The 26901-nt window shown below is 69.6% G+C and carries 28 protein-coding genes; 17 read left to right on the top strand and 11 right to left on the bottom strand.

The annotated features are described in order from the left end of the window. The first annotated feature begins 28 nt into the window (after positions 1-28). Positions 29-1051 carry a DMT family transporter gene (locus tag BLT62_RS15390; RefSeq protein WP_231919251.1) on the top strand — a complete coding sequence of 341 codons (1023 nt, stop codon included), beginning with the start codon at positions 29-31 and terminating at the stop codon, positions 1049-1051. A 22-nt stretch (positions 1052-1073) separates the two neighbouring features. On the opposite strand, the gene BLT62_RS15385 is transcribed toward BLT62_RS15390, so the two are convergent. Together BLT62_RS15385 and msrB are read right to left on the bottom strand one after the other, a co-directional pair. Further along, positions 1074-1655 (bottom strand): nitroreductase family protein, encoded by a 582-nt coding sequence (locus tag BLT62_RS15385; protein WP_083364847.1) that lies wholly within the window; start codon positions 1653-1655, stop codon positions 1074-1076. 6 nt (positions 1656-1661) lie between these two features. Further along, the gene (msrB, locus tag BLT62_RS15380; RefSeq protein ID WP_083364846.1) at positions 1662-2078 is read right to left on the bottom strand and encodes a peptide-methionine (R)-S-oxide reductase MsrB; all 417 of its coding nucleotides are present in this window, start codon (positions 2076-2078) and stop codon (positions 1662-1664) included. 253 nt (positions 2079-2331) lie between these two features. Here msrB and BLT62_RS15375 point away from each other — a divergent pair, with 253 nt between their 5' ends. The 5 genes from BLT62_RS15375 to BLT62_RS15355 all read left to right on the top strand — a co-directional run bounded on the left by BLT62_RS15375 (position 2332) and on the right by BLT62_RS15355 (position 7607). Continuing rightward, on the top strand, positions 2332-2649 hold the full coding sequence (locus BLT62_RS15375) for a DUF3263 domain-containing protein (RefSeq protein ID WP_083364845.1): 318 nt from the start codon (positions 2332-2334) through the stop codon (positions 2647-2649). A gap of 133 nt (positions 2650-2782) precedes the next feature. Further along, entirely contained in the window at positions 2783-3358 is a 576-nt protein-coding gene (locus BLT62_RS15370) for a LytR C-terminal domain-containing protein (RefSeq protein WP_083364844.1), read from the top strand. A 69-nt stretch (positions 3359-3427) separates the two neighbouring features. Then, on the top strand, positions 3428-4486 hold the full coding sequence (locus tag BLT62_RS15365) for a DUF3048 domain-containing protein (protein ID WP_156786387.1): 1059 nt from the start codon (positions 3428-3430) through the stop codon (positions 4484-4486). A gap of 130 nt (positions 4487-4616) precedes the next feature. Next, positions 4617-6245 (top strand): chaperonin GroEL, encoded by a 1629-nt coding sequence (gene groL, locus BLT62_RS15360; RefSeq protein WP_083364842.1) that lies wholly within the window; start codon positions 4617-4619, stop codon positions 6243-6245. 126 nt (positions 6246-6371) lie between these two features. Continuing rightward, on the top strand, positions 6372-7607 hold the full coding sequence (locus BLT62_RS15355; protein ID WP_156786386.1) for a hypothetical protein: 1236 nt from the start codon (positions 6372-6374) through the stop codon (positions 7605-7607). On the opposite strand, the gene BLT62_RS15350 is transcribed toward BLT62_RS15355, so the two are convergent. From BLT62_RS15350 to BLT62_RS15335, 4 genes are all read right to left on the bottom strand, one after another. After that, positions 7604-7894: a WXG100 family type VII secretion target gene (locus tag BLT62_RS15350; RefSeq protein ID WP_083364840.1), complete on the bottom strand. Its 291-nt coding sequence runs from the start codon at positions 7892-7894 to the stop codon at positions 7604-7606. The genes BLT62_RS15355 and BLT62_RS15350 overlap by 4 nt on opposite strands. A 156-nt stretch (positions 7895-8050) precedes the next feature. After that, complete coding sequence (locus tag BLT62_RS15345; protein WP_083364839.1) at positions 8051-9751, bottom strand: sensor histidine kinase; 1701 nt, start codon at positions 9749-9751, stop codon at positions 8051-8053. Between the two features lie 85 nt (positions 9752-9836). Next, complete coding sequence (locus BLT62_RS15340) at positions 9837-10526, bottom strand: response regulator transcription factor (protein WP_047411850.1); 690 nt, start codon at positions 10524-10526, stop codon at positions 9837-9839. A gap of 41 nt (positions 10527-10567) precedes the next feature. Further along, positions 10568-11251, bottom strand: coding sequence for a helix-turn-helix transcriptional regulator (locus tag BLT62_RS15335; RefSeq protein WP_083364838.1), 684 nt, complete (start codon positions 11249-11251; stop codon positions 10568-10570). Between the two features lie 179 nt (positions 11252-11430). On the opposite strand from BLT62_RS15335, the gene folE reads away from it, so the two are divergent. The 4 genes from folE to BLT62_RS15315 all read left to right on the top strand — a co-directional run bounded on the left by folE (position 11431) and on the right by BLT62_RS15315 (position 15039). Further along, a complete protein-coding gene (folE, locus tag BLT62_RS15330) occupies positions 11431-12093 on the top strand; it encodes a GTP cyclohydrolase I FolE (protein ID WP_083364837.1) in 663 nt (220 codons plus the stop codon). Between the two features lie 2 nt (positions 12094-12095). Next, a complete protein-coding gene (locus BLT62_RS15325) occupies positions 12096-13376 on the top strand; it encodes an NAD(P)/FAD-dependent oxidoreductase (RefSeq protein ID WP_231919250.1) in 1281 nt (426 codons plus the stop codon). Further along, positions 13373-14320 (top strand): dihydropteroate synthase, encoded by a 948-nt coding sequence (gene folP / locus BLT62_RS15320; protein ID WP_083364836.1) that lies wholly within the window; start codon positions 13373-13375, stop codon positions 14318-14320. Before BLT62_RS15325 ends, folP begins: the two co-directional genes overlap by 4 nt. A 161-nt stretch (positions 14321-14481) precedes the next feature. Next, positions 14482-15039 carry a dihydrofolate reductase family protein gene (locus BLT62_RS15315; RefSeq protein ID WP_156786385.1) on the top strand — a complete coding sequence of 186 codons (558 nt, stop codon included), beginning with the start codon at positions 14482-14484 and terminating at the stop codon, positions 15037-15039. Between the two features lie 15 nt (positions 15040-15054). On the opposite strand, the gene BLT62_RS15310 is transcribed toward BLT62_RS15315, so the two are convergent. The 3 genes from BLT62_RS15310 to BLT62_RS15300 are packed head-to-tail and all read right to left on the bottom strand — an operon-like array spanning position 15055 to position 18931. Further along, positions 15055-16713, bottom strand: a complete 1659-nt coding sequence (locus tag BLT62_RS15310) for a DNA repair helicase XPB (protein WP_083364835.1) — start codon at positions 16711-16713, stop codon at positions 15055-15057. Between the two features lie 47 nt (positions 16714-16760). Continuing rightward, the gene (locus BLT62_RS15305; protein ID WP_083364834.1) at positions 16761-18704 is read right to left on the bottom strand and encodes a helicase-associated domain-containing protein; all 1944 of its coding nucleotides are present in this window, start codon (positions 18702-18704) and stop codon (positions 16761-16763) included. A gap of 5 nt (positions 18705-18709) precedes the next feature. Beyond that, positions 18710-18931, bottom strand: coding sequence for a hypothetical protein (locus BLT62_RS15300; RefSeq protein WP_231919249.1), 222 nt, complete (start codon positions 18929-18931; stop codon positions 18710-18712). 156 nt (positions 18932-19087) lie between these two features. On the opposite strand from BLT62_RS15300, the gene BLT62_RS15295 reads away from it, so the two are divergent. Both BLT62_RS15295 and BLT62_RS15290 read left to right on the top strand, forming a co-directional pair. Further along, positions 19088-19468, top strand: a complete 381-nt coding sequence (locus tag BLT62_RS15295) for a cold-shock protein (protein WP_083364833.1) — start codon at positions 19088-19090, stop codon at positions 19466-19468. A 10-nt stretch (positions 19469-19478) separates the two neighbouring features. Further along, on the top strand, positions 19479-20327 hold the full coding sequence (locus tag BLT62_RS15290) for a DUF3027 domain-containing protein (RefSeq protein WP_083365522.1): 849 nt from the start codon (positions 19479-19481) through the stop codon (positions 20325-20327). A gap of 93 nt (positions 20328-20420) precedes the next feature. On the opposite strand, the gene BLT62_RS15285 is transcribed toward BLT62_RS15290, so the two are convergent. Further along, positions 20421-20654 (bottom strand): DUF2530 domain-containing protein, encoded by a 234-nt coding sequence (locus BLT62_RS15285; protein WP_083364832.1) that lies wholly within the window; start codon positions 20652-20654, stop codon positions 20421-20423. A 60-nt stretch (positions 20655-20714) separates the two neighbouring features. Beyond that, on the bottom strand, positions 20715-21830 hold the full coding sequence (gene serC / locus BLT62_RS15280) for a phosphoserine transaminase (protein ID WP_083364831.1): 1116 nt from the start codon (positions 21828-21830) through the stop codon (positions 20715-20717). 102 nt (positions 21831-21932) lie between these two features. Between serC and BLT62_RS15275 the strand changes: the two genes are divergently transcribed. The 5 genes from BLT62_RS15275 to BLT62_RS15255 all read left to right on the top strand — a co-directional run bounded on the left by BLT62_RS15275 (position 21933) and on the right by BLT62_RS15255 (position 26495). Then, positions 21933-22634: a metal-dependent transcriptional regulator gene (locus BLT62_RS15275; protein WP_083364830.1), complete on the top strand. Its 702-nt coding sequence runs from the start codon at positions 21933-21935 to the stop codon at positions 22632-22634. Positions 22635-22968: 334 nt separating this feature from the next. Then, the gene (locus BLT62_RS15270) at positions 22969-23697 is read left to right on the top strand and encodes a C40 family peptidase (protein WP_083365521.1); all 729 of its coding nucleotides are present in this window, start codon (positions 22969-22971) and stop codon (positions 23695-23697) included. A gap of 398 nt (positions 23698-24095) precedes the next feature. After that, positions 24096-24593 carry an HNH endonuclease gene (locus BLT62_RS15265; protein WP_083365520.1) on the top strand — a complete coding sequence of 166 codons (498 nt, stop codon included), beginning with the start codon at positions 24096-24098 and terminating at the stop codon, positions 24591-24593. Positions 24594-24720: 127 nt separating this feature from the next. Continuing rightward, entirely contained in the window at positions 24721-25248 is a 528-nt protein-coding gene (locus BLT62_RS15260) for a DUF1269 domain-containing protein (RefSeq protein WP_083364829.1), read from the top strand. A 194-nt stretch (positions 25249-25442) separates the two neighbouring features. Beyond that, entirely contained in the window at positions 25443-26495 is a 1053-nt protein-coding gene (locus BLT62_RS15255) for a CHAP domain-containing protein (RefSeq protein ID WP_156786384.1), read from the top strand. Positions 26496-26901: the final 406 nt, after the last annotated feature.

The raw sequence follows: 26901 nt of genomic DNA, 5'->3' as shown, positions 1-26901 counted from the left end.
CGGCTCCGGCGCGGCCTAGGCTGGAGTGATGACTGCTTCCCGGATGCCGACGACTGCGGAATCCGCCGGCGGCACCCCCGCCCGCCCCGACTCCGGCGCCCCGACGCACCGCCACGTGCCCACTTGGCTCGCCATGCTGGTCGGCACCGCCTGTGGCGCGCTGATCGCCCTGCAGTCGCGCATCAACGGCGAGCTCGGCCTCCGCCTCGACGACGGTTTCACGGCCGCGGCAATCTCGTTCGGCTCCGGCTTCCTGATCATGTTCGTCGTGCTCTGCTTCTGGCGCCCCGGCCGCGCCGGCCTGGCGCGGGTGGTGCAGGCGCTCCGCCGCAACGAGCAGGGCGAGCGGGTGCTGCGCCCCTGGATGGTGCTCGGCGGTCTCGGCGGCGCACTCCTCGTCGCCTCGCAGGGGCTGACCGCCGCCGTGCTCGGCGTCGCCCTGTTCACGGTGGCCATCGTCGCCGGGCAGACCGTCAGCGGCCTCGTGCTCGACCGGATCGGGCTCGGCCCGGGTGGCCGGCAACAGCTGACGCTCAGCCGCCTGATCGGATCGGTGCTCACCCTCGTCGCCGTCGGCTGGGCGGTCTCGGCCCAGTTGGGCGGCGAGGTGCCGATCTGGATGCTCGTGATGCCGCTGGTCGCCGGAGTCTTCGTCGGGTGGCAGCAGGCCGTCAACGGCCGGGTGCGGGCCGTCGCCGGCAGCGCGCTGTCGGCGACCCTGATCAACTTCCTCATCGGCAGCATCGCCCTCGTCGCGATCGCGCTGGTGCACAACGTGCTGGCCGGCTGGCCGAGCAGCTACCCGAGCGAGCCGTGGCTGTACATCGGCGGGGCGCTCGGCTGCATCTTCATCGCCGTGCAGGCGGCCCTGGTGCGGGTGACCGGCGTGCTGCTGCTCGGCCTGGCCACCATCGCCGGCCAGCTCATCGCCGCACTGGCGATCGACCTGGTGCTGCACGGCCAGGACATCGCACTCTCGACGATCGCCGGAACGGCGCTCGCCCTCGTCGCGGTGGTCATCGCCAGCGGGGGCTTCGCCCGCCGCCGCTGACCGCGATTACCGCCGCCGCCGCTCAGCTCTCGAGCGTGCTGAGCCGGTGCTCCAGGGGCGCGCGCTTGTCGTGCGAGCTGCCCAGGCGGTCTGGGATACCGCCGACATAGAGCCAGCCGAGCAGCTTCTCGCCCGGGGCGAGACCGTGCATGGCCGCCACCGCCTTGCTGCGGGTGTGCGGCCCGGTGCGCCACATCACGCCCCAGCCCGCCTCGTGCAGCAGCAGGCTCAGCATGTGGGCGACCCCGGATGCGACGGCCTCCTGTTCCCACTCGGCCACCTTGTGGCTGGGCTGCGGGCTCGACACGACGGCGATGAGCAGCGGTGCACGCATCGGCTTGGCCGCCAGCGACGCGGCGCCCGAGCCGTGCAGCCCCGCCGCGTCGGCCAGCGCCCGCCCGAGACGCGCCCTGGCCTCGCCGCGCAGCGCGATCACGCGCCACGGGTGCAGCGCGCTGTGGTCGGCCACGCGGCCGGCCGCGCCCAGCAGCCGCTCGAGCTCGGCCGTGCTCGGCGCGTCCTCGGTGACCTTGGAGTGGGAGCGCCGGGCCTGGGCCGCAGCGAGCACGGGCGGCGGAACGGGCGAGTCGAGCGATTTGGACATGTCGGGCTACGCGGAGGGGGGAGTGTCGGCGGCGGTGAAGTTGAGTGCGATCGAGTTCATGCAGTAGCGGTCGCCGGTCGGGGTGCCGAAGCCGTCAGGGAAGACGTGACCGAGGTGGGAGCCGCAGGCGGCGCAGCGCACCTCGGTGCGGCTCATGCCCAGGGTGTCGTCCTCGATCAGCTCGACGGCCTCCGGGCGCACCGACTCGTAGAAGCTCGGCCAGCCGCAGCCGGAGTCGAACTTTGTGCCGCTCTGGAACAGCTCGGCGTTGCACGCACCGCAGGTGTAGACGCCGGCGCGCTCCTCATCGAGCAGCTGGCCGGTCCAGGGGCGCTCAGTCGCTGCCTGGCGCAGCACGGCGAACTCCTCCTCGCCAAGCTCGGCCCGCCACTCGTCATCGCTCTTGTTCACTTCGTAGCCCATGGCGTTCCTCCTCGTTCGTGCGGGGCCGCGGGGCCCCGAGGACATTTTAAGCGGTGTGCCTGAGCAGGCGGGGCCGCTCGATCCGGTGTCCTCCGTCATCCGCTCCCCATGCAACGCCCGGCGGGCCTGAGACATTCCGGATGACGAACCGCCCACCGCGTCAACGTGAGTTCCAATCTGGACTGCCTATGATGGGCCCGACAAAGCTTGAGGCGGATTGACCGCGCGAGGCGCGGCAGAGAGGGGCACGGCGATGGATCAGTCGGATGGCTCGGCCCCGCACGACGCCGCCTCGGATCCGGGTGCCGACGGCGAGGCGCTGAGCGAGCGCGAGCTGGCCATCCTGGCCTTCGAGAGCCACTGGTTCAAGCACGCCGGCGCCAAGGAGCAGGCGATCCGCTCCGAGCTCGGCCTGTCGGCGGCACGGTACTATCAAGTGCTCGGCTCCATCATCGACCGCCCTGCGGCGCTCGCCCACGATCCGATGCTCGTCAAGCGCCTGCTGCGGATGCGCACGGCCAGGGCCGAGGCCCGGGCCCGGCGCTCCCTCGGCGGGCAGGGCACGGTGTAACGGCCAGCGCACGCGCGGGCAGAACCCGGCAGCACCCAGGCCGGCCAGCCGCTCCGGCGCGGCCCCGAACCAGACCAGACCGAATCACACCAGACGGAAGCAACCCAGAGAGATCAGGCCAGGCACACTCACTATGGCAACTTCGTTCCAACACGATCGCTTCGACGAGATCCCCAGCGACCTGCAGCGTGTCGGCGCCCACCGCGTGCCGCGCAAGCGGGGCCGCGGCTGGGTTTCCTTCGCCTGGGCGGCGCTGGCCACCGTCGTCCTCGTCGGTGCCGGAGTCGTCGCACTTTTCGTGCTGAACGACAACCTCTCGAACGGCACCGGCCCCGCTGCCTCCCCGCAGAGCTCGGAGCCCGCGCCCGCCGAGCCCGAGGTTCCCGCCGTGCAGCCCACCGTCGACCCTGCCCTGGCCGTGACCGTGCTGAACGGCACCGAGCGGGCCGGGCTCGCCGCCGCGGCCGGCGACACCCTCGCCGCCGCCGGCTGGAATGTGACCACCCGCTCCAACGCCGCAACCGAAGACGTGACCGTGTCGACCGTTTACTACAGCGACCCGTCGCTGGAGGGGGCGGCCCTCGGCGCCGCACAGTCGATTCCCGGCGCCGGCATCGCGCTCTCGCAGGACTTCGTCGACCTCGGCGAGGCCTCGCTCGTTGTCGTCATCGGCGCCAACTACCCGGCCATCGACGAGTCGGCCGAGTAGTCGCGGCCGGGCGACACACCGGGCACGGCGTCCACCGCCACCCTGCTGCACAGCCCTAGTCTGTGCAGGGTGAGTATCGCCACGCTTTTTCGGATGCCGACCGCAGCGCGCTGGGCTGCCGCCACCCTGGCCGTTGGCCTGCTGCTCGGCACCGCCGGCTGCGCCGCCGAGGAACAGCCCGCGGCGGCCGGCCCGACGCCCAGGCCCACCCAGACCGCACGGCCGACGCCGCCGCCGCCCGTGCTGGCCCCGCTGCGCGGCACGGTCGCGGCCGAGGGCGCCGACGAGCGCCCCGCGTTGGCCGCGAAGATCGACAACCACGAGGGTGCGCGGCCGCAGCTGGGCCTCGAGCGCACGGACATCGTGTTCGAGGAGCTCGTCGAGGGCGGCCTCACCCGCTACGTCGCCATCTGGCACTCCGATCTGCCCGACGAGATCGGCCCGGTGCGCTCGGTGCGCCCCATGGACCCCGACATCGTCACGCCCTTCGGCGGCATCATCGCCTATTCCGGCGGCCAGGAGGTCTTCGTCGACATGATGATGAACACCCCCGTGGTCAACGCCGTGTTCGACTTCGACGACACGGGCCTGTTCTACCGCGACGACGTGCACGAGTCGCCGCACGACGTCATCGTGCACGCCGCGGAGCTGGTGCGGCGCAACGCCCTGCTCCCGCCGCCGGCTGCGCAGTTCGAGTACGCGGTGGACGATGGCGAGCCGACATCCGTTGCAGAGGGCGCCGCCAACTCGGTCGTGCAGCTGCGTTTCTCTGACGCCCGGTGGCCGAGCTGGGGCTGGGACGCCGCGGGCGCCAGCTGGCTGCGCTCGCAGGAGGGCGAGCCCGACCTGGACGCCGCTGGCGCACAGCTGCGGGCGAGCAACGTCGTGACGCTGCTCGTCGAGATCGACGATTACAGCTTCGAGGACATCCCGCGCACCCTGATGATCGGCGCGGGGGAGGCCTGGGTGTCCAGCGGTGGAAGCACCGTGCACGGCGTCTGGCGCAAGGATTCCCCGGCCGGAAGCATCCGTCTCGTCAGCGATCTGGGCACGCCGATCACCCTGGCGCCCGGGAATACCTGGGTCGAGTTGGTGCCGAGCTCCGGCGGCGTGGAGATCATTCCCTAATGGTCGCCGGGAGTGCCCCCGGCTCGCTTGCACTCTCGGCATCCGAGTGCCAGAATTGGCTTAGCACTCGCAACACCTGAGTGCTAAATCCAAAGTCTTGGGAACGTCCGGGAAGGGACGAGAATCACACATGGCAAAGATCATTGCTTTCAACGAAGAGGCCCGTCGCGGCCTTGAGCGTGGCCTCAACATTCTGGCCGACACCGTCAAGGTGACCCTCGGCCCGCGCGGCCGCAACGTCGTTCTGGAGAAGAAGTGGGGCGCCCCCACGATCACCAACGACGGCGTCTCCATCGCCAAGGAGATCGAACTCGACGACCCGTACGAGAAGATCGGCGCGGAGCTCGTCAAGGAGGTCGCCAAGAAGACCGATGACGTCGCCGGCGACGGAACCACCACCGCCACCGTGCTCGCACAGGCCCTGGTCCGCGAAGGCCTGCGCAACGTCGCAGCCGGCGCCGACCCCATCAGCCTCAAGCGCGGCATCGAGAAGGCGACCGCTGCGGTCATCGCCGAGCTCGTCGTCAACGCCAAGGAGGTCGAGACGAAGGAAGAGATCGCCGCGACCGCTTCCATCTCCGCCGGAGACGCCGAGATCGGCGCCATCATCGCCGAGGCCATCGACAAGGTGGGCAAGGAGGGTGTTGTCACCGTCGAGGAGTCGAACACCTTCGGAACCGAGCTCGAGCTCACCGAGGGCATGCGCTTCGACAAGGGCTTCCTGTCGGCATACTTCGTGACCGACCCCGACCGTCAGGAAGCGGTCTTCGAAGACCCCTACATCCTTATCGTCAACGGCAAGGTCAGCAACATCAAGGACCTGCTGCCGATCGTCGACAAGGTCATCCAGACCGGCAAGCAGCTCCTCATCATTGCTGAGGACGTCGACGGCGAAGCTCTCGCGACGCTCGTCGTCAACAAGATCCGTGGCATCTTCAAGTCGGTTGCCGTCAAGGCCCCCGGCTTCGGCGACCGCCGCAAGGCGCAGCTGCAGGACATCGCTATCCTCACCGGTGGCCAGGTCATCTCCGAGGAGGTCGGTCTCAAGCTCGAGAACGCCACCCTCGACCTGCTGGGCAAGGCCCGCAAGGTTGTCATCACCAAGGACGAGACGACCATCGTCGAGGGTGCCGGCGACGTCGAGGCCATCGCTGGCCGCGTCGCGCAGATCCGCGCCGAGATCGAGAACACCGACAGCGACTACGACCGCGAGAAGCTGCAGGAGCGCCTGGCCAAGCTGGCCGGTGGCGTTGCAGTCATCAAGGCCGGTGCCGCAACGGAGGTTGAGCTCAAGGAGCGCAAGCACCGCATCGAGGACGCCGTTCGCAACGCGAAGGCTGCCGTCGAAGAGGGCATCGTCGCCGGTGGTGGCGTCGCCCTGATCCAGGCCGGCAAGACCGCCTTCGAAGGCGCTGCCATCGCCGCCCTCACGGGTGACGAGGCAACCGGTGCCCAGATCGTGCGCGTTGCAATCGACGCCCCGCTCAAGCAGATCGCCCTCAACGCCGGCCTCGAGCCGGGCGTTGTCGCGGACAAGGTGCGCAACCTGCCCGTCGGTCACGGCCTCAACGCCGCAACCGGTGAGTACGTTGACATGCTCGCTGCCGGCATCAACGACCCGGTGAAGGTCACCCGCTCCGCGCTGCTGAACGCATCGTCGATCGCTGGTCTGTTCCTCACCACCGAGGCCGTCGTTGCCGACAAGCCGGAGAAGAACCCGGCCCCGATGGGTGACCCGTCGGGCGGCATGGACTTCTAAGTCCCCGCGCAACAACCTCGCAGTAACTGAGCCGGGCGTCTCCTTCGGGAGGCGCCCGGTTTCTGCGTTCCGGCCGGTTTCGGGCACGCACTGGCGGCGATCGCGCGCGAACGATACAGTTCGCGCATGAGGCATTCAGCCGGATCACAGAATGGCGCGTACACGCGCGTGGGGCGCTGGTCGATGTCGGCTGCCGCGCTCGGGATTGCACTGTTCCTGTCGGCCTGCGCCGGACAACCGGCGCCCGGGTCCACCGCGCCGCCGAGCGAACGGCCACAGCCGAGCGAATCCCCCTCCGCGGCCCCGATCGAGGCGGCCCCGAGCGCCCGATTGGCGGCCGGTTGCGACGAGCTGGTGCCGCCCGCGCTCCTCGTACCGGTGTTCGCCGAGGAGCTCTCGCTGCGGCCGATCGGATTCGATCACAGTTCCAACGGTCCCGTTGCCGTCTCGCTGCTGCAGCTGGGCTCCGTCAACTGCGTCTGGGCGAATGACCAGACCTTGCAGCCGTGGGAGTCCGCCAGCGTGAAGGGCTATCGCGGTGTGCACCTGACCGTCGTGCCGGAGGGTGAGGCCCCGTGGCTGGCCTATGCGGAGACGTACAGCGGCGGGCAGGAGGTTCCGTTTGCCCACAGCGAGAACGCGCTGGGGCCGCGCTGCGTCGCCGAAATCGAGTCTTGCTTCTTCCAGGCCCTTGTCGGCGCGGCGTGGGTCGACCTCACCATCACCGGGGTCGGGGCCGCTGACACGTCGAATGACGACGAACTGGTCGAGCTCATCACTCCGCTGACGGACGCGCTCGTCCAGACGCTCTCCGCCGAACCCGAGGCTCCGCCGCGCTGGACGGTGCCGACAACGGTACTGCCGCTGCCCGCCGACTGCACCGACTTCCTCAGCGATGCCCAGGCGGAGGAGTTCGCGGCGGCGGGGCCCTTGTCGGTCGGCGTCTTCTGGGACGGGCCGCGCGTCGGGCAGTTCAACCACGGGATGAATGAGACCGGCGCGCAGCGCTGCCACCTCAACATGGCGGACTCCGACAGCGGTATCGGCTATTTCGACTACCTCCCGGGCGGCGGGTGGGGGTTCGACGCCCTTCACGAGGGGTGGAAGGCTGCCGGCACGATCACGGCCGACACCGTCCCCGGCCTGCGGGCGGGGGACGCAGCAGTCATCCGCTGCGGGGTGCCAGAGGAGGCCTGCACCGCCGACATCCGTTTCGGCGGCAACTGGATTCAACTGAACCTCACGGCCTACCTGCCGGATCAGTTCATGTATCCGGAAGGTGTCGACATCCGTGTAGGCCGCGACAACATCGCCGATTTCGCTGCGGCCATCGTCGCCAACCTCAACGGCGCGGTGAGCTAGCGCAGGAACAACCGGGCGTTGGCCTGCTCGATCTCGGCATAGTGCGCGCCGGCCGAGCCCAGCGACTGGGCCAGCGCGGCGAGCGTCGCGTCGACCTGGAGGTTCATGGTGCGCCAGTCGCCCGCGGCGGCCTGGAACGCGCTCGAGGCCTGCCCTGCCCAGGCGCCCTGCAGGTTGGTCACCTGCGCGGTGAGGCTGTGCGCCTCCGCCCGCAGCCGCTCGATGCCGGCCTGCACCACGTTCGAGGTGGCGATGATCTGCTCGCTGTCGACGCTGAACTGCGACATGCTCTGCTCCTGTCCTGGCGGCACCGGAGGACCGCCCTGCAAAGAGGCTAGGCGGGCGCAGGGGGCGCCGGGTGCCCGCAGCGGGCGCTGTGCAGAACGGATGCCGCTGGCGCCGCTGTGCACAGCAGGCGCGGTCGCGGCAGCCGCGCGGCCGGGCTAGCGAGTCTCGGCGGGGGTGACCGTCTTCGGCGCGGCGGCCGAGTCGGCCAACGGCAGGTTGACCCGGAACGTGGCGCCGCCGCCCGGCGTCTCCACGACGTCGACGGTGCCGTTGTGCGCCGCCACGATCGAGGACACGATGGCCAGGCCGAGGCCACTGCCCCCGGTCTCCCGGGCGCGGGAGGTGTCGGCACGCCAGAAGCGCTGGAAGATCTTCTCCCGGATCTGCGGCGGGATGCCCTCACCGTGGTCGATGATCGCGAACGAGGCGCGCTCGGTGTTGCGGTCCAGGCTCACGCTGATCTCGATGGGGCTCTCCACCGGGGTGAAGCGCATCGCGTTGCCGAGCAGGTTCGTGAAGACCTGGCGGATCTTGTTCTCCTCGGCCAAGACCATGACGGAGCGCGCGTCCTCGATCGGCCCCGCCGTGATGGCCGCGCTGAGCGGGGTCTCGGCGCCGGGGCGCCGGGGCCTGCGGCTGCGCAGCCTGGCCAGCGTGGCGCCGGCGAAGGCGATCGGGCCGGTGGCATTGCTGACGCCCTCCGGCGCGGCGGGGTGGGTGAGCACCGGGGCGACTTCGCCGGTGTTGGCGCGCTCGGCGGGCGGGGGCGTGAGCACGGTGATGGTGCGGCCGGGCGAGGACGCCATCGCGTCCAGCGCTGCATCCCTGGCCAGCGGCACGAGGTCGACGGGGGCCAGCGCCAGCGGCTTGGTCTCGTCCAGGCGTGCCAGCTCGAGCAGGTCCTCGACCAGCCCGCCCATGCGGATGGCCTCCTTCTCGATGCGCTCCATCGCCTGCGCGACCTCTTCCGGGGTCTGCAGCGCGCCCATCCGGTACAGCTCCGCGTAGCCGCGCACCGACACGAGCGGGGTGCGCAACTCGTGGCTGGCGTCTCCGACGAAACGACGCATCTGGTCGATGGTGCGGGCGCGGTCCTTGAACGCCCGGTCGATGCGGTTGAGCATGGTGTTCAGCGAGCGGTTCAGCCGGCCGACCTCGGTGTTCGGGGTGGCCCCGCCGAGTCGCTGGCTGAAGTCTCCGTCGGCGATGGCGGCGGCGGTGCGCTCCACCTCGCGCAGTGGCGCGAAGGTGCTGGTCACCAGCATCCGGGTGATGAGGGCGCCGAGGATGATGACGCCGACGCCGAAGCCCAGGAAGATCGACAGGTACGTGGCGAGGGTCTTCTCGGTCTCCGCGAGCGAGACGGCGACGAGGGCGACCCCCATGGTGCCGTCTGGGCCATTGTTGAGGGTCACCGGCACGGCGACGGCGTGGAAGGTGGTGTTGTCCAGCTTGTCAGTCAGGTCGAAGACCCGGCCCTCGGCCTTGATCATCGTCGCCAGGTCGAGCGGGAAGGTGGGAACCGGCAGCTCCTCGGCCGGGCGGTCCTTCCAGTTGTAGTTGCAGAGCTTTCCGGAGTCGTCGAAGATCGCGACGAAGTACTCGGAGGACATGCGCTCGCGCGTGGTGTTGAGCGTCGGCTCGCAGCTGACGGTGACGAGCTGCTCGATGGTGCTCTGCGACGCCGCGGTCGTGGCGAGCCGGGCATCCATCTGGGCGAGCACGTAGACGCGCAGCATCGTCATCGTGCCGATGCCGGCAACCAGCAGGCCGAGTGTGAGCATCAGCACCGTCACACCGGTGATTTTGGTGCGCAACGAGACGCGGTTCCAACGTTCGGAGAGTGACTGGTGCATGAGGCCTTCAGTCTATGAAGACAGCCTGAGCAACAGCCGGGCTGCTCCTCAGGCCGCTCGGCGCGGGCAACGGGCCGGGCAGGTCTCAGCCCTTGGACTTGAGCATGTAGCCGAAGCCGCGCTTCGTCTGGATCAGCGGCTCGCTGGAGTGCTGGTCCAGCTTGCGGCGCAGGTAGGAGATGTAGCTCTCCACGATGCCGGCGTCGCCGTTGAAGTCGTACTCCCAGACGTGGTCGAGGATCTGCGCCTTGGAGAGCACCCGGTTCGGGTTCAGCATCAGGTAGCGCAGCAGCTTGAACTCAGTGGGGGAGAGCTCGATCGGCTCGTCGCCGACCAGGACCTCATGCGTGTCCTGATCCATGGTGAGCTCGCCGGTGCGGATGATGGCGTCCTCTTCCGCGTGCATGGTGCGGCGCAGGATCGCCTTGATGCGAGCCACGATCTCGTCGAGGCTGAACGGCTTGGTCACGTAGTCGTCGCCGCCGACGGTGAGGCCGGTGATCTTGTCCTCCGTGTCGTCCTTCGCGGTGAGGAAGAGGATGGGGGCCGTGTATCCGGCCGAGCGGAGGCGCTTGGTCACGCCGAACCCGTTCATGTCGGGCAACATGACGTCGAGGATGATCAGGTCTGGCTCTTCCTCCAGCACCGCGGAGATCGCCTGGGCGCCGTTGCCGACGGCGCGCACGGCGAAGCCGGCGAAGCGCAGGCTGGTGGTGAGGAGATCCCTGATGTTGGGCTCGTCGTCAACAATGAGAATGCGAGGTCCATCGGTCATGGTCACAGTATCTGCGCGTTAGCTGTAGCTTTCCTGTGTGTCTATTGAGGGGAGTCCGCGCCGGGGACCGCGCGGACGCAGCACTCGCCGGCATCCGGGTCGGCGATGATCGTGTGGGCCGTGTCGCCGACGCCCTCCGCAACGCCGCAGAGCAGCTGATAGTTCAGCGAGCAGACCACGGCGGTGTGCGCCTGGGCAAGCCGATGGAACGGGCAGTTGCCGAGCACGATCCCGCCATCGCCCTGTTCCCGCGGTTCGAACCCGTTCGCTTCGAGCGCACTGCCCAGGTCGTCGGATCCCGCCCCGATCGCGCGCCCGGCCTGTGCGGCGACGCGGGCCAGCGCCTCGAGCACGGGCTCGCCGCTCGCGCTGGACTCGCCGATGGCCGCCGCCATCAGCTCCCCGGCGAGGTCGTAGTGGCGGGCGGGCAGGCTGACGCTGAGCTCGCCGGCGGCGCGGCTGTACAACTTGGCCGGGCGGCCGGATCCCGGGCCCGTCTTGCCGCTGAGGCGCCGAAACTCGACGGCGAGCAGGCCAGCCTCGGCCAGCCTGTCCAAGTGGAAGGCCGCCGTGCTGCGGCTGAGGCCGATCGCCGCGGCCGCGGCATCGCGGCCGATCGGCTGTGCGCTCTGGGCGACCAGCTCGTAGAGCGCGCGGCGGGCCGGGTCATCCAGAACGGCTACCGCGCTGATGCGCTCGGGCAGGGGTGGTGGCGGTGGTGGCATGCCCCAATTCTAAAACAAATAGATCTTGACGCAAGACTTTTTGCGATCTATTCTCGGGACAGACGGTTATAGACGGCGGGTGCGCCGTGGTCGGCAGGCAGCAGCATGCGCGGGCCATTGACGAGTGCCACCGAGCGATCTAGCCTCAGCCCGAGGCCCTACGCAGGGAAAGGGACACGATGCCCAGACAGAATGCCGCTCTTGTCACCGCGTTCGATGACGAGGACTCGCCGGAGCGCGGCATCGTGCACGCGGTCGCGGCACGGCCCGCGCCGGATCGCGAACAGGCGATAGCGGCGGTGGCCCAGTTGCTGCAGGCGCTGGGCCGGGACCCGGATGCCCCGCATCTCGCCGACACCCCGCGCCGGGTGGCGGACGCCCTCATCGAGATGCTCACGCCGAGTGAGTTCACCGCGACGACCTTTGAGAACGAGGCCGGCTACGACTCGCTCGTGCTGGTGTGCGACATCCCATTCACCTCTCTCTGCGAGCACCACCTGCTGCCCTTCCACGGCACGGCGCACATCGGCTATCTGCCGGGGGAGCGCATCATCGGCCTCTCCAAACTCGCGCGGATCCTCGAGTATTTCTCCCGCGCGCTGCAGGTGCAGGAGCGTCTCACCCAGCAGGTGGCGGACTGGCTGCAGGAGGAGCTCGGCGCGCGCGGGGTCGGCGTTGTGCTCCAGGCGGAGCACCAGTGCATGGCGGCACGGGGCGTCAGGGTCTCCGGCACCCGCACCACGACGAGCGCCTGGCACGGCGAGCTGCGCAGCGACCGCGCGGCCAGGGCCGAGTTTCTGACGTTGAGCGGCATCGGGGCCGCCCTGGAGGAAGGGAACTGATCATGAGCATGTTGGATTCCGGCGAGCGGGACCACTTCGTGATCATCGGCGGCGGCCTGGCCGCCGCGAGTGCGGCAGAGGGCGTGCGGGATGCCGGCTTCACCGGCCGTGTGAGCATCATCGCCGGGGAAGCGGAGTACCCGTACATCCGCCCGCCGCTCTCGAAGGAGTACCTGATCGGCAGCGCCCAGCGCTCGAGCATCTTCGTGCACGACGACGGCTGGTACGAGGAGCACGACATCCGCGTGCTGCGCGGCCAGGCGGCGACCGGGCTCTCGATCGAGGCGCACAGCCTCACCCTCGGTGGTGGCGGCGTCGTGGGATTCGACAAGCTGCTCTTCGCCACCGGCGCCCGCTCCCGCCGCTTCCCCGGCCCGGGTGCGCAGCTGGCCGGTGTTCACTACCTGCGCACAGTCGGCGAGTCAGAGGCGCTCGCCGCGGCACTCGCGCCCGGCGGCCGACGGGTCGTGATCATCGGCTCGGGCTGGATCGGCCTGGAGACGGCGTCCGCCGCCCGCGGCTACGGCAACGACGTCACGGTGCTCGGGCGGGAAGCCGTGCCGCTGCAGTACGCGATCGGGCCGGAGATCGGGATGGTGTTCGATGCGCTGCACCGGGCCAACGGCGTCGACCTCCGCAACTCCAGCTCGGTGGTTGCTATCGAGGGCAGCGACGGGGTGGCCACCGGGGTGCGGATGGAGGACGGCGAGCTGATCCCTGCAGATGTCGTGGTTGTCGGGATCGGCTCCCTGCCGAACGCCGAGCTCGCCGAGACAGCAGGCCTCACCGTGGAGAACGGCATCGTCGTCGACGAGGGCTTCCGCAGCTCACACCCCGACGTGTACGCGGCCGGCGACGTTGCGAACGTGTTCCACCCCGTGATCGCGCGCTCGCTGCGGGTCGAGCACTGGGCCACGGCCAGAGACGCCGGCCTCGCCGCAGGCGGATCGATGGCGGGCAGGCGGGTCGAGTACATGAAGATCCCGTACTTCTACACCGACCAGTTCGACCTCGGCATGGAGTATTCCGGCTACGGCATATTGATGAATGGGGCTGAGCTGGTGCTGCGCGGCGACCTCGAGAAGCGGGAGTTCCTGGCCTTCTGGCTGCGGGAGGACCGGGTGGTTGCCGGCATGAACGTCAACGTGTGGGACGTGAACGAGACCGTTCAGGCGCTGATCCGCGACGAGGTGCAGGTGGACGCCGCCCGGCTGGCCGACCCCGCCGTGCCGCTCGATTCGCTGCTGTCCGGGGTGCCCGGCGGCGCCGGGGTCACGGCGTGAGCCTCCCGGGGGTCCGCCCCGCCCCACCGGCGGGCTCGGGCTTCCCGCAGCCGACGCTGCGGCATCCGCTGCGGCAGATCGGCGACCGGCGTTTCGACTTCTCGCGCCAGGTGGCCGTGATGGCGGTGGTGAACCGCACCCCGGACTCCTTCTACGACCGGGGCGCGACCTTCGCGCTGGAGAGCGCCGTGCAGGCCGCCCTGGCGGCGGTGGCAGCCGGCGCCGACTGGGTCGACATCGGCGGGGTGCCGTTCTCGCCCGGGCCGGAGCTGCCCGTCGAGGAGGAGTGCGCACGCGTGCTGCCCGTCGTGCAGGCGCTCCGCGCGGCATCCGACTGCGTGATCTCCGTCGACACGTTCCAGCCGGAGGTCGCCCGGCGCGGAATCGCGGCCGGGGCGACGGTGGTCAACGACACGACGGGCCTGCACCACCCGGAGCTGGCCGAGGTGGTCGCCGACAGCGACGCCACCCTGGTGATCACGCACAGCCTGGCCAGCCCGCGCACGCAGTACCCGCGCCCGCACTACGACGACGTGATGACCGAGGTCGCCGACTTCCTGTTGCGACGCGTCGACCTGGCGATCTCTCTGGGGGTGCCGGAGGAGCGCATCGTCATCGACCCGGGCCACGACCTGAACAAGAACACGCTGCAGAGCCTGGAGATCACCCGGCGGCTCGGCGAGCTGACGGCGCTCGGACACCCGGTTCTCGTCGCCGTCTCGAACAAGGATTTCATCGGCGAGAGCATCAACGCGCAGCGGGAGGAGCGGGTGGAGGGCTCCCTCGCCGCGATGGTCGCCTGCATCCTGGCCGGCGCCCGCATCGTGCGGATGCATAACGTTACCCAAAGTGTCGCCTCCGTGCGGATGACTGAGGCCATACTGGGCCTACGGGCGCCACACCATCTGAAGCACAACTTGGGGGAGTTCAATGTTCATGATTGAGGAAACGTGACCGGGCCGTCGAGCCGACAGCTCTTCGAGGCCTACGCACTGCCGGAGCGGATGGCACCGCGCCTGCGAGTGAACTTCGTGGCGAGCTTGGATGGGGCGGCGACTCGCGGGGGCGAAGCGGCGGACTCGGCAATGCGGCAGACCGGGCGGCGATGACGGTGCTGCGCACCCTCGCCGACGTCATCGTGGTTGGAGCCGGCACGGTGAGGACAGAGGGGTACGGCGGCATGCAGCTCCCCGCGGAGGCCATCACCTGGCGGGAGGAGAACTGGCTGAGCGAGCAGCCGCCGCTTGCCGTCGTGTCGTCGTCGCTCGACCTGCCGCCGGAGCATCCTTTCTTCGCCGAGGCCGTGGTGCGCCCGCTGGTGCTGACCCACGCGGCGGCCCCGGCCGAGCGGCGGCGGGCGCTCGCCGAGGTCGCCGAGGTGATCGACTGCGGCGAGGTCTCGGTCGAGCCGGAGCTGCTCGTGCAAGCCCTGGCGGAGCGGGGGATGCCGCAGATCCTCTGCGAGGGCGGGCCGCACCTCTTCGGCGAACTCATCGCCGCGGACGTCGTCGACGAGCTCTGCCTGAGCCTCAGCCCGCTGTTGCTCGGCGGGGAGGCCGGGCGCATCGCCCGGGGCGTGGTCGAGGCCCCACGGCGGATGCGGCTGCTGCACGCCTACCCCGCCGACGACCTGCTGCTGCTGCGCTACGAGCGCGCCGGCTAGCGGCGGCCGCGTCCGCTATGCGGCGTCGGTCTCCGCTGCGTCCAGTGCGTGCGCGTCGAGGATCGTGTAGCTGTAGCCCTGCTCGGCGAGGAAGCGCTGACGGTTCTGCGCGAAGTCCTGGTCGACGGTGTCGCGCGCGACCAGCGAGTAGAAGCTCGCGGTCAGGCCGGACTCCTTCGGTCGCAGCAGGCGGCCGAGGCGCTGGGCCTCCTCCTGCCGGGAGCCGAACGAGCCGGACACCTGGATGGCCACCGTCGCCTCGGGCAGGTCCACCGAGAAGTTGGCGACCTTGGAGACCACGAGCACCTCGATCGATCCCTCGCGGAACGCCTGGAACAGCTGCTCGCGCTCGTCGACCGGGGTCGCCCCGGTGATCTTCGGCGCCCGGAGGGCGTCGGAGAGCTCGTCGATCTGGTCGAGGTACTGGCCGATCACGAGGATGCGCTCGCCGGGGTGCCTGGCGACCAGCTGCTTGACGACGCCGAGCTTGGCCGGGGCCGTCGAGGCCAGGCGGTACCGCTCGTCATCCGCCGCCGCCGCATAGCTCAGCCGCTCGTGCTGCGGCAGGTCGATGCGCACCTCGAAGCAGTTGGCGGGGGAGATGAAGCCCTGGGCCTCGATCTCCTTCCACGGGGCGTCGAAGCGCTTCGGGCCGATCAGCGAGAACACATCGCTCTCGCGGCCGTCCTCGCGCACCAGCGTCGCCGTCAGGCCGAGCCGGCGGCGGGCCTGCAACTCGGCGGTCAGCTTGAACACCGGGGCCGGCAGCAGGTGCACCTCGTCGTAGACCACGAGGCCCCAGTCCATGGCGTCGAGCAGCGCGAGGTGGGCGTACTCGCCCTTCCGCTTGGCGGTGAGAATCTGGTAGGTCGCGATGGTGACCGGCTTGACCTCCTTCACCTGCCCGGAGTACTCGCCGATCTCCTCGGGGGTGAGCGAGGTGCGCCGCAACAGCTCGTCGCGCCACTGCCGTGCGCTGACGGTGTTGGTGACCAGGATCAGGGTGTTCGTCTTGGCGGTGGCCATGGCGCCGGCGCCGACCAGCGTCTTGCCCGCGCCGCAGGGCAGCACGACGACGCCGGAGCCGCCGGCGAAGAAATTGTCGACGGCCTTCTGCTGGTAGTCGCGCAGCGCCCAGCCGTCCTCGGCCAGGTCGATCGGATGCGGCGTGCCCGGCGTGTAGCCGGCGAGGTCCTCCGCGGGCCAGCCGAGCTTGACCAGCTCCTGCTTGAGGGCGCCGCGCGCCCACGGTTCGATGTTGAACGTGTCCGGGCTCGGGTGGCCGATCAGGAGCGGCGCGATCTTCTTCGCGTTCGCGACCTCGGTGAGCACGGCGACATCCGAGGAGCGCAGCACCAGCTCGCCGTCGGCGTTGCGCTCGATGACGAGGCGGCCGTAGCGGCCGACCGTCTCCACGATGTCGATCGAGACCGTCTGCGGAACGGGGAACTTCGAGTACCGCTCGAGCGTGGCGAGCATGTCCTCGGCGTCGTGGCCGGCGGCGCGGGCGTTCCACAGGCCGAGTCGGGTGATCCGGTAGCTGTGGATGTGTTCGGGCGCGCGCTCCAGCTCGGCGAACACCGCCAGGTCGTGCCGGGCGTCTTCGGCGAGGGGGTGCGCGACTTCGAGCAGAACTGTGCGGTCGCTTTGAACGATCAGGGGGCCATCCGACATAACCGCCGAGTCTACGCGGCCCGGCTGAGTGTGCGTGGCTGCCGCGCTCAGGCGGTGGTGATGGCGGCGATGCTGGACAGGGGCAGGGTGCGCTCGATGTCGGCCCGCCGGTCGCGGGCGCGGAGGCGTCCGTTGGCGACGCTGGCCGGTTCGAGAAGGTAGTCGGAGACCTCGCCGCCCGGCATCCGCACACTCACCACGAGGGCGTGCTTGGAGCGGATAGCCAGGTCGATCTGCCGGGCCAGCCAGGCCTGGCCGGTCGGCGCGGTGTCGGCGTCGGAGTCGCGCAGCGCCGCGATCAGCCCGGGCAGGGGGTCGACGGGGTCCGGAACCTCGGCGCGCGGCGGCCGGCGCCGGGTGAGGTGCACGACGTCGCCGCCGGCGTCCTCGAGCGCGACCGGGTAGCGGGCGTCGCTGAGGGCCCAGAACAGCTGCTCGGGCGCGAAGCGGCTGAGCAGCCGGTGCGGCCCGCCCTGCTGCAGCCCGAAGGCCGAGAGCGCCTGGTCGACGGCCACCGTGTGAATCAGCGCGACGTCCTCGGAGCGGATCGCGCTCTGGAACAGCTCGTCGTCGGCCGGGCCCACCCGCAGCCGGCCGTAGCGCGCGGCCGACTCGGTGACGAGGTAGTCCAGCGGCTGCGGAATCCCGGTGAGCGAGATCGAGGCGAGGAAGGAGAGGATGCTCTCGGCCGTCTCGCCGGCGGCCAGGGCGCGGTTGATGGATGACGCGGTGACCCGGTAGCTCGAGGCCAGCTCGCGGCTCTCGACCTCGGCCATGGTGCGCAGGCGCGCGTCGACGCTCGGCGTCAGGGGGCCGGGCGCCACCGCCGTCAGGTCTTGCTGCAGGTACACGGTGGACACCTCGGGCGGCAGCAGGTCGGCCACGACCAGCTCGGCGGCGGCGCCGTCCTGCTCGAGCAGGGCGCTGCCGGCCGCGCTCGGCTCGCCGTCGGCGGTGATGCCGAGCAGCTCCGCCTCGGCGGTGCGGTCATCGATGCGCTGCTGCAGAGTGTCGCCGGCGGCGGGGAAGATCCAGCTCACCGCGGTCTGCAACGAGTCGCCCCACGGGCCGTGCGCGCGCTCCGCCAGCAGGGCACGCACATCGGTGGCGAGCCCGCCCAGCCACGCCTCGGCCAGGGTGCGCCAGCGTTGTGCGGCGTTGCCGTGCAACCAGGCCTCGCCGGCGTCGCTGTGCTGCCAGAGGGCGCCCTCCCGCTCGACCAGCGCCGCGCGCTCCGCGAGTCCGAGAAAGCGCGGGACCTCTTCGAAGGCGATCCCCGCCGCCAGGGCGAGGCGCTTGGCGTCGGGCAGTGACAGCCCGCCACGGGCCAGCTCACGGGCCGGGTCCAGGATGAGCGCGGCGACGAGCTCGGCGACGACCGCGGTGGAGCTGAATGCGTGCTCGGCGGCGAGCCGGTCGCGAGCGGTCTCGGCGCTCGGCTTGCTGGCCGCGGCGACGAGGGAGTCGTCGGCGTTGGCCGGTGTCGGGGAGGCGAGCTCGGCGGTGCTGGGCAGCCCGGACGCGGGCCAGGCGCGCAACTGCTCGCTGACCGCGGCGAACGGCGCGAACTGCACCTCGCCGTCGGCGCTCTCGCTCAACGTGCCGAGCAGCAGTTCGTGCAGGCGTTCGGCCCGCGCGCGCACCTCCGCGGCGTCGACGGCGCTGTGGCCAAGTTCGGAGAGCCGGTCGGCGATGGCCGAGGCGGATGCCGCGGCATCCGCGGCGACCAGGAGGCCACCGGCGGTGTCGGCGCTCGAGGCGACATCCGTCGCCGGGGTGGCCTCGGCGATGAGATCGCCCGCCACCGCCAGCACGGCCAGCCTGGTGCGATCGAGCGTGGCCAGGGCGGCGTGGACCGACTCGGGGGCGAGCAGGGCCTCGGCGAGGTCGAAGTAGTCACGCACCCCCGCGACGGGGAACTCGCGCAGGGCGAGGCTCGCCGCCAACTGCTCATCGGTGAGTGCGCGAAGTCGTGCGGCGAGGGAGAGCATGGTCGCTACCGTTTGTTCTCTCGAGCCGCACGGCTGCGGCGAAGGCTGGAGACCACCATGAGGGCGATGATCAGGACAAAACCGATCGGCAGGCCGATGAGCGGGAACATGAACACGAACGGCCAGACGCCCTGGCTGAAACCGTCATCGGCTCCGGCCCCGGCTGCTGTGCCGATCATCACGGCGATGAAGGCGAGTATTGAGGCCCCGACGACAGCGGCGACCATATAGGCGAATACGCGCTCGAGGCGCTGAGATGGTTCGGGTGTCTGCGGGCTCACAATCTCTAGGATACGGGGCAGGAGGCGTCGCAACCCAATAAGCTAAGAGCTGGACGACGCCGCGATTCGGTGTGCCCGCGTTTTCACTCAGTGAGGTTCAATATGCCTACCGGCAAGGTCAAGTTCTACGACGACGAGAAGGGCTTCGGCTTCATCAGCTCAGATGACGGCCAAGAAGTCTTCTTGCACGCCTCGGCACTGCCCGCTGGCGTCTCTGTCAAGCCGGGCACGCGCCTGGAATTCGGCATCGCCGACGGCAAGAAGGGCGCGCAGGCGCTCTCGGTGCGCGTGCTCGATGCCCCCGTGAGCCTGGCCAAGGCCTCGCGCCGGAAGGCCGACGACATGGCCGTGCTCGTCGAAGACCTCATCAAGTGGCTCGACGGCATCGGTTCCGAGCTGCGTCGCGGCAAGTACCCCGAGGGTCACAAGGCGACCACCACGGCGGCCATGCTGCGCCGTGTTGCCGACGAACTCGACGCATAGCGTGGGCGACATGCACAGCGAGACGGATGCCGCAGAGCAGGCCGAAGAGCAGGCCGTTGCGACGAGCGATGAGCTGACCGCGGAGCTCGATGTCGAGCCTGCCGTCGAGCCCGACGCCGAGCCTGACGCCGAGCCCGCAGCAGAACGCCCGGCACCGGTGGCCGACGACGTGCTGCTCGCGGCCGTCGACATGGCCCGCGCCGCACTGCTCGACTTCACCGCGCCGGCGACGATCGGCCGTGTCATCGGCCACGTCGCCGAAGAAGACCACGTGCTCTCCCTGCTGTTCGAGTGCCGCCTCGCGGGGTACCCGGGCTGGCACTGGACCGTGACGCTCTCGCGCATCGGCGACGAGACGAAGCCGACCGTTCTCGAGTCCGAGCTCATGCCCGGTGAGCACGCGCTGCTCGCTCCCGAGTGGGTGCCGTGGTCTGAGCGTCTGGCCGACTACCAGGCGGCGCAGCTGTCGCACGACGACGAGCAGGCCGAATCCGACGACGAGGGCGACGAGCTCGATGGCGAGTTCGGCGACGACGCCGAGGGCGACGACGACACCGACGACGGCTTCGACGACGACTACGCCGACGATCTGCAGCAGCAGCGGCACGCCGGCGACATCGACGGCCTGGACATCGATCACCTCGACGTCCCGGCCACGGACGATGACGACGATGAGTCGGATGACGCCGAAGATGACGAGTCGGATGACGATGACGACGACGACGATGACGAGTCGGATGACGACGACGACGATGACGACGATGACGAGTCGGATGACGACGACGACGACGATGAGTCGGACGACGACGACGACGACGATGACGAAGATGACGACGATCGGTCCGACTCGGAGAAGTAGCGTCCTCCCGCGCTCCGCGTAGGCGAATCACAAAAAAGTGTCCCAAGACGAGAGTCTTGGGACACTTTTTGTTGAGCCGAGGGGCGATGCCGGCTAGCGCCGGCGCTGCTGTACGACGACGAGCCCGATGACGCCCAGGGCGACCCCGAACCCGGCGCAGCCGAGCCACCAGGCGAAGCCGGCGGCATCCAGCTGCGGCAGGAAGACCAGGCACAGCACGAGTGCGATCAGCCAAAGGCCTGTTCCGGCGAGCACGGCTTTGCGCGCATCGGCCCGTGCCGGCGCCGGATCTGGCCGACGCTCGCTGTCTTTCAACCAGAATCGCATCACTGCCAGTGTGTGGCGAGCGGGCCGGGCCCGTCAAGTTGGTGCGGCCCGCTCGATGGGCTAGCGCAGCTGGCCGACCACGTACTCGATCGAGGCGACGAGCGCACGGACGTCGTCGGGCTCGATGGCGGTGAACGTCGCGACGCGCAGCTGGTTGCGGCCGAGCTTGCGGTACGGCTCGGTGTCGACGATGCCGTTGGCGCGCAGCGCCTTGGCCACGGCCGCGGCGTCGATCGAGTCGTCGAAGTCGATGGTGACGACCACGGGGGAGCGGTGCGCGGCATCCGTCACGAACGGCGTCGCATAGTCGACACTCTCGGCCCAGTCGTAGAGCACGCCGGATGACTCCGAGGTGCGTGCGCCGGCCCAGCTCAGGCCGCCGTTCCCGTTGATCCAGTCGACCTGGTTCTCGAGCAGCAGCAGGGTGGAGAGCGCCGGGGTGTTCAGCGTCTGGTTGAGGCGCGAGTTGTCGACGGCGTTCTTCAGGCTGAGGAACTCGGGGATGTAGCGGTCGGATGCGGCCAGGCGCTCGACCCGCTCGATCGCCGCAGGGGAGAACAGCGCGAACCAAAGGCCGCCGTCTGAGGCGAAGTTCTTCTGCGGTGCGAAGTAGTAGACGTCCGTCTCGGAGAGCTCGAAGTCGATGCCGCCCGCTGCGCTGGTCGCGTCGATCACGGTGAGCGCGCCCGCGTCGCCGGCGACGCGCTTGACCGGGGCCGCGGCGCCGGTCGAGGTCTCGTTGTGCGGCCAGGCGTAGACGTCGACGCCCTCGACGGCCTCGGCGCTGGCGATGCTTCCGGCCTCGGCCTTGCGCACATCCGGGGCCTCGAGCCACGGGGCGCCGGCTGCGGTGGCGAACTTCGAGCCGAACTCGCCGAAGCTCAGGTTCTGGCTGCGGCGCTCGATGAGGCCGAAGGATGCCGCATCCCAGAACGCGGTCGAGCCGCCGTTGCCGAGAACGACCTCGTAGCCCTCCGGTGCGCGGAACAGCTCGCTGAGGCCAGAGCGCACCCGGCCGACCATGTCCTTGACCGGTGCCTGGCGGTGCGACGTTCCGAGGATGGAGGCCCCGGCGCCGGCCAGGTAGTCGAGCTGTTCGCGTCGAACCTTGGACGGCCCGCATCCAAATCGACCATCAGCGGGCAGGAGGGAAGCGGGAATCGTGATCTGCGGCATGCAACAAGTCTAGGTGTGCCCTGCCGGGCGGGTAGTCTTGTTACCTGCGTGCGCGTCTTCTTGTCGCGCACGCCTGCGTGAGTTAAAAACGGGGAGGCGCGAATGACGGATCTCATCGACACCACGGAGATGTACCTCCGAACGATCCTTGATCTGGAAGAGGAGAACATCGTTCCTCTGCGTGCGCGCATCTCGGAGCGGCTCGGCCACTCCGGTCCCACCGTGTCGCAGACCATCGCCCGTATGGAGCGTGACGGACTCGTCGTCGTCTCTGGCGACCGACACCTTGAGCTGACGGAGGCCGGCCGGAGCAAGGCCGTGCACGTGATGCGCAAGCACCGCCTCGCCGAGGTGCTGCTCTCTGAGGTCATCGGCCTCGAGTGGGAACTCGTGCACGACGAGGCCTGCCGCTGGGAGCACGTGATGAGCGAGCAGGTCGAGCGCAAGCTTCTCGAGATCCTCAAATTCCCCACCGAATCGCCCTACGGCACCCCGATTCCCGGGCTCGAAGAGCTCGGCCAGCCGCCCGCGGCCCCATTCATGACGGATGTCGAGAGCATCGTCGACCTGGTCAGCCGCAACCCGGAGCCGGTTCAGGCCGTGCTCCGCCGCCTCGGCGAGCCCGTGCAGTTCGACCCGGAGCTGCTGCTGCAGCTCAAGCAGTCGGGCGTCATGCCCGGTGCGACGGGCACATTCTCGGCCGCCGGCTCCTATGTGTCGGTGAAGGTGGACGGTTTCGACGACGGACTGGAGCTGCCGAACGAGGTTGCGATCCACATTTTTGTGACCGCGCAATCCCAGTAACCGCGCGGTATTCACCGGGACAAGCGTTATCTACTTGTTAGAAATGCGCCTCCGGGATGTGACTTTGCGGCAGTCACCGGGTAACCTCGGTTCAGTCCCACTGACCAGAAGCCGGTCGATGGACTCGAGAGCAGACGTCCCCCAGACCCGTCTCTGCAATCGAAAACAATACGCGTAAGCGCATTGGACGGGGCAGCTACCTAGTGCTGCTGGGGCGCCGGAGGTAACTTTGGCTCTATTAGGTTCTAAGCGCTCCCCCCGAGGAGTCAGAAGATCTTCACCAGGCAGTGCAGTGGTCCCCGCGGCCGGCACTGCAGCCGCAAACCGGGCGGTCATGCCCCCGGAGGCGATGCGCTCCAAGCCCCGCAGCAAGGGCCTGCGCAACGCAGTCGTCATCACTCTCTCCTTTGGGATGATCGGCACGATCGCGCTGCCCGCCTACGCGTTCGCGCCCGGCGCGGATGACCAGCAGTTCGCGGCATCCGCTGCCACCGCGCTCAAGCAGGCCGAGGCGCAGGACGTGAAGGTCGACAAGCAGGCCGCCAAGATCACCGTGTCCGCCGACGGCTATGACGCTGTCAGCGAGGCCGACATTGAGGCCGCCGCGGCGGCCCAGGCCGCGTCCGAGCGTGCTGCAGAGGTTGCCGCACAGATGACCTCGTATGCCGCGTCGTACTCCGGCCCGTCGGTCGGTGACTTCCTCGCGAACCCGGCCTACCCGAGCTACGACCTGGGCTCCGTCTACAGTGTGGCCTCGCAGTACCAGGGCGTTCCCTACGTCTACGGCGGCGCGACCCCGGCCGGCTTCGACTGCTCCGGCTTCGTCATGTACGTCTTCGCGCAGTTCGGCATCTCGCTGCCGCACTCCTCGAACGGCCAGGGCGCGGCGGGAACCCGCATCTCGATCGACGACGCCCAGCCCGGCGACCTCGTCATCATGGAGGGCCACGACGGCTTCTACGCCGGCAACGGCAACATCCTGCACGCGCCGTACGAGGGCGCCTCGGTGCGGGTGCAGCCGATCTGGACGAGCGACTACTACATCGTGCGCATCGGCATTTAGCCGAGGCCCGTCAGGGCTCTCTGATGGGGAGCGGCGAGTGGATGTCGGCGGCATCCGCTCGCCCCTTTGTCATGCCCCTCGGGTGAACTCTGGGTGGCGAGTGGAGAATGCGGCGTGCTGCGGGGCCTCATTGCGGAAAAAGTGGTTTAGCCTGAAGCCCTGACATGTTGAGGAATCTCGGAGAGCCGATGGACAGGGCACGGAACATCCACACCACGGATGCCCAGCGCCTATTCGCCCTGAGGCACAGCAGTCAAACTTGCCCCGGCCCTAGCCGTGGATCGAAGGACACCGTCATCATGACGGTGTCCTTTTCTGTTTGAACGCTCGCTCTGGTATTCCCGCCGTCGGAGAGTCGAATGGCTGCAAGCCGTGCAGCCTGCTTCGAGAGGGAGACCATGCATACGCTCGTATTGAATGCCGGCTACGAACCGCTCGCCGTTGTGAGCTTCAAGCGGGCGCTCGCGCTCGTGATGAACGACAAGGCGCGTGTGCTGCAGATCGATACGGGGCACCCGGTGTGGGCGACGTCCGGAGTGTGGGATCGGCCGTCGGTGATCCTGTTGACCCGCTACGTGCGCCTCCCGCGCGGGCGGATGGTGCCGGTGAGCCGGCGCGGGGTGCTGCGGCGGGACGAGCACCGCTGCGCGTACTGCGGCAGCTCGGCGAGCACCATCGACCACGTGCTGCCGCGCTCGCGCGGCGGGCGTGACACCTGGGAGAACCTGGTGGCCTGCTGCCTGCGCTGCAACAACGTCAAGAGCGACAGGACTCCCGTCGAAATGGGGTGGCAGTTGCGCTTCGCGCCCTACGTGCCCAGGGAGGGCGGCTGGCGGCTGCGCGTTGCCGAGCGGACGCTGCCCGAATGGGACGAGTTCCTGGAGCCTGCCGCGTAGCAAGCGTCATCCAATGTGCGTGATGGCGACGCGGGGCGGCCACCCTAGAGTCGCCTCAACGACCACTCACACTGGCGGTCGGCGAGCCCTCCGCGCGTCGCCGGCCGGGGACGACGGGAGCTTTGACATGGCCGACCAGACGTACATCGCGATTGCGGCGCAGTACGCGAGCGAGGAGGAGGCCGTGGCCGACTTCGACAAGATCCACGAGTACTTCACCGAGGCCGACAAGCACGGCTCCTTCGACGCTGCGGTCATCAACCGCGACATGGAGGGCAAGCTCACCATCCCGAAGCGCGACGACGGCCACAAGCACCATGGCGTGCGGAAGGGGCTCGGCATCGGGCTGGCCGGCGGCCTCGCCGTAGCCCTGTTCCCGGCCGTCGCGCTGGGCGGGGCGCTCCTGGTGGCCGGGGGATCCGGCGCCGGGGTCGGCGCCATCGCCGGGCACATCGCGCGCAAGACGCCGTCGAAGGACCTCGAGGCGATCAGCGAGACGCTGGATGCCGGGAGCGCCGGGATCGTGCTGGTCCTCGACCCGGCGGAGAGTGACCGGGTGCAGAAACTGCTGACGCACGCAACCAGGGTGACCGTGAAGGATCTCGCCGTCGACGACAAGGAGATCGACGAGGAAGTGAGCCGCGCCTACGAGTAGGCACGGGCCCGCAAACCCTCAACAGGCGGGTGAGAGTTGCCCAGATAAAGGGTGACAAGGCCGTTACGCTCCCGTAATGTGGGCGAGGTTGGAGTCCTCCGGGCTCCACTTGTACGAAGCCCCCAGCACGACGCACAGCAGCACCGCAATACGGCGCCCCGCCGTCGCGGTTCGCGTGCCGCAAAGGACCACGCGTGACGGAACCCGCATCAAGCCGACTCAACGGTGAGCCGAGCACGGATGCCGCCCTGCCCAGCAGACGTGCGATGCGCGAGCAGTGGGCGATCGAGGCCGCCGCAGAATCCGCCTCGGCGTCTGCCCCCAGTGGGGCCGAACCCGTGCTGGTCGAGTCCGTAGATGCCGCTCCGGAAGTCGCCGCCCCCGTGGTTCCGCGTGCGGACCCGAAGCTCAGCCGCGCGGTGCGCGACTCCGTGCAGCGGGCCGCCGCGGCATCCGCCCCACTTCGTCGGGCGCTCAGCGCGCCGCGCCGCCCGCAGCAGGCCCGTCGCGGCGCCATGCGCTCGCTCGTGACTTTTGCCGTCGTGCCCGGGTTGTTCCTGACCGCGGCGCTGCCGGCTTATGCCCTCGGCGCAGACGGCGGGCTGGGCTTCGGGGCGAGCAGCGCCCGCGAGGCGAGCACGGCCGGCGCCCAGAGCGTGAAGATCACCAGCTTCTCGCCCGAGGTCAGCGTCACCAGCGATGGCTTCACCGCCGTGAGCGCGGAAGAGATCCAGCGCCTCACCGCGGAGGCGGAGCGGCAGGCGGCCGAGCTGGCCGCGGCCGAGGCTGCCAGCGCCCGGGTGCGGGCCGGCGCGAACACCACCCCGGGCGTGCGCCAAGAAGGTGACGACTACCCGTGGCCGTGGGAGGCGACCGACGACCAGGGCGGCGGCCTCTCGCCCATGAACTACTACTACCGCGAGTGTGTGGACTTCGTCGCCTGGCGGCTGAACCGCGATGCCGGTGCGACCGGGCCGTTCAAATGGGTGTGGTCGACGCTGACCCCGAGCGGCGGCAACGCCTACAACTGGGCCAACGCGTGGAACAGCAACGGCTGGACCACCAGCTACGAGCCCATCACGGGCGCCGTCGCGTGGTTCACCGCCAACCACGTCGCCTACGTGCAGTCGGTGCCCGGTGACGGCACCGTCGTGCTCGAGGAGTACAACTGGGGCAACGATCACTCGTACCACCGGCGCACAGTGCCGATCGGCGAAGTCGACCTCTTCCTCTACCCGCCGCCGTAACCCCGGAACGCACCCGTTGGCTCGAGCGAGCGTGCGACCGCAGCGTTGGCTCGAGGGAGCGTGCGACCGCACCCGTTGGCTCGAGGGAGCTTGCGACCGAAGCCAACATCGCCGCTTCGCTTGCCCGGATGCCGCGCCCACCTCCGCTGGTCGAGTAGGCGCGCCAGCGCCGTATCGAGACCCGGTGACCCGGCCTCGCCAACCCGCCCCCGGGCCCCGTTCTCCACGTTCCTCGTTCATCCCCACGTCGGCTGAACACCCCTCCCCACGTCGACCGAACTCTCCTCCCCACGTCGACCGAACGTCCCTCCCCACGTCGGCTGAGCGAGGAACGAGCGAAGCCCCGGAGCCCACCCGCAACACTCGCCCGCGCCGGCCGCACCGCAAGGTCACAATCAGGTAACGA

The organism is Microterricola viridarii (assembly GCF_900104895.1).
Classification (GTDB): domain Bacteria; phylum Actinomycetota; class Actinomycetes; order Actinomycetales; family Microbacteriaceae; genus Microterricola; species Microterricola viridarii.
This window is presented reverse-complemented; position numbering and strand designations above follow the sequence as displayed.

Bases quoted from the DNA above. Each gene is read 5' to 3' on its own strand.
- BLT62_RS15390 (WP_231919251.1), top strand. From the start codon at position 29: ATGACTGCTTCCCGGATGCCGACGACTGCGGAATCCGCCGGCGGCACC.
- BLT62_RS15385 (WP_083364847.1), bottom strand. From the start codon at position 1,655: ATGTCCAAATCGCTCGACTCGCCCGTTCCGCCGCCCGTGCTCGCTGCG.
- msrB (WP_083364846.1), bottom strand. From the start codon at position 2,078: ATGGGCTACGAAGTGAACAAGAGCGATGACGAGTGGCGGGCCGAGCTT.
- BLT62_RS15375 (WP_083364845.1), top strand. From the start codon at position 2,332: ATGGATCAGTCGGATGGCTCGGCCCCGCACGACGCCGCCTCGGATCCG.
- BLT62_RS15370 (WP_083364844.1), top strand. From the start codon at position 2,783: ATGGCAACTTCGTTCCAACACGATCGCTTCGACGAGATCCCCAGCGAC.
- groL (WP_083364842.1), top strand. From the start codon at position 4,617: ATGGCAAAGATCATTGCTTTCAACGAAGAGGCCCGTCGCGGCCTTGAG.
- BLT62_RS15355 (WP_156786386.1), top strand. From the start codon at position 6,372: ATGAGGCATTCAGCCGGATCACAGAATGGCGCGTACACGCGCGTGGGG.
- BLT62_RS15350 (WP_083364840.1), bottom strand. From the start codon at position 7,894: ATGTCGCAGTTCAGCGTCGACAGCGAGCAGATCATCGCCACCTCGAAC.
- BLT62_RS15345 (WP_083364839.1), bottom strand. From the start codon at position 9,751: ATGCACCAGTCACTCTCCGAACGTTGGAACCGCGTCTCGTTGCGCACC.
- BLT62_RS15340 (WP_047411850.1), bottom strand. From the start codon at position 10,526: ATGACCGATGGACCTCGCATTCTCATTGTTGACGACGAGCCCAACATC.
- BLT62_RS15335 (WP_083364838.1), bottom strand. From the start codon at position 11,251: ATGCCACCACCGCCACCACCCCTGCCCGAGCGCATCAGCGCGGTAGCC.
- folE (WP_083364837.1), top strand. From the start codon at position 11,431: ATGCCCAGACAGAATGCCGCTCTTGTCACCGCGTTCGATGACGAGGAC.
- BLT62_RS15325 (WP_231919250.1), top strand. From the start codon at position 12,096: ATGAGCATGTTGGATTCCGGCGAGCGGGACCACTTCGTGATCATCGGC.
- BLT62_RS15315 (WP_156786385.1), top strand. From the start codon at position 14,482: ATGACGGTGCTGCGCACCCTCGCCGACGTCATCGTGGTTGGAGCCGGC.
- BLT62_RS15310 (WP_083364835.1), bottom strand. From the start codon at position 16,713: ATGTCGGATGGCCCCCTGATCGTTCAAAGCGACCGCACAGTTCTGCTC.
- BLT62_RS15305 (WP_083364834.1), bottom strand. From the start codon at position 18,704: ATGCTCTCCCTCGCCGCACGACTTCGCGCACTCACCGATGAGCAGTTG.
- BLT62_RS15300 (WP_231919249.1), bottom strand. From the start codon at position 18,931: ATGGTCGCCGCTGTCGTCGGGGCCTCAATACTCGCCTTCATCGCCGTG.
- BLT62_RS15295 (WP_083364833.1), top strand. From the start codon at position 19,088: ATGCCTACCGGCAAGGTCAAGTTCTACGACGACGAGAAGGGCTTCGGC.
- BLT62_RS15290 (WP_083365522.1), top strand. From the start codon at position 19,479: ATGCACAGCGAGACGGATGCCGCAGAGCAGGCCGAAGAGCAGGCCGTT.
- BLT62_RS15285 (WP_083364832.1), bottom strand. From the start codon at position 20,654: ATGCGATTCTGGTTGAAAGACAGCGAGCGTCGGCCAGATCCGGCGCCG.
- serC (WP_083364831.1), bottom strand. From the start codon at position 21,830: ATGCCGCAGATCACGATTCCCGCTTCCCTCCTGCCCGCTGATGGTCGA.
- BLT62_RS15275 (WP_083364830.1), top strand. From the start codon at position 21,933: ATGACGGATCTCATCGACACCACGGAGATGTACCTCCGAACGATCCTT.
- BLT62_RS15270 (WP_083365521.1), top strand. From the start codon at position 22,969: ATGCCCCCGGAGGCGATGCGCTCCAAGCCCCGCAGCAAGGGCCTGCGC.
- BLT62_RS15265 (WP_083365520.1), top strand. From the start codon at position 24,096: ATGCATACGCTCGTATTGAATGCCGGCTACGAACCGCTCGCCGTTGTG.
- BLT62_RS15260 (WP_083364829.1), top strand. From the start codon at position 24,721: ATGGCCGACCAGACGTACATCGCGATTGCGGCGCAGTACGCGAGCGAG.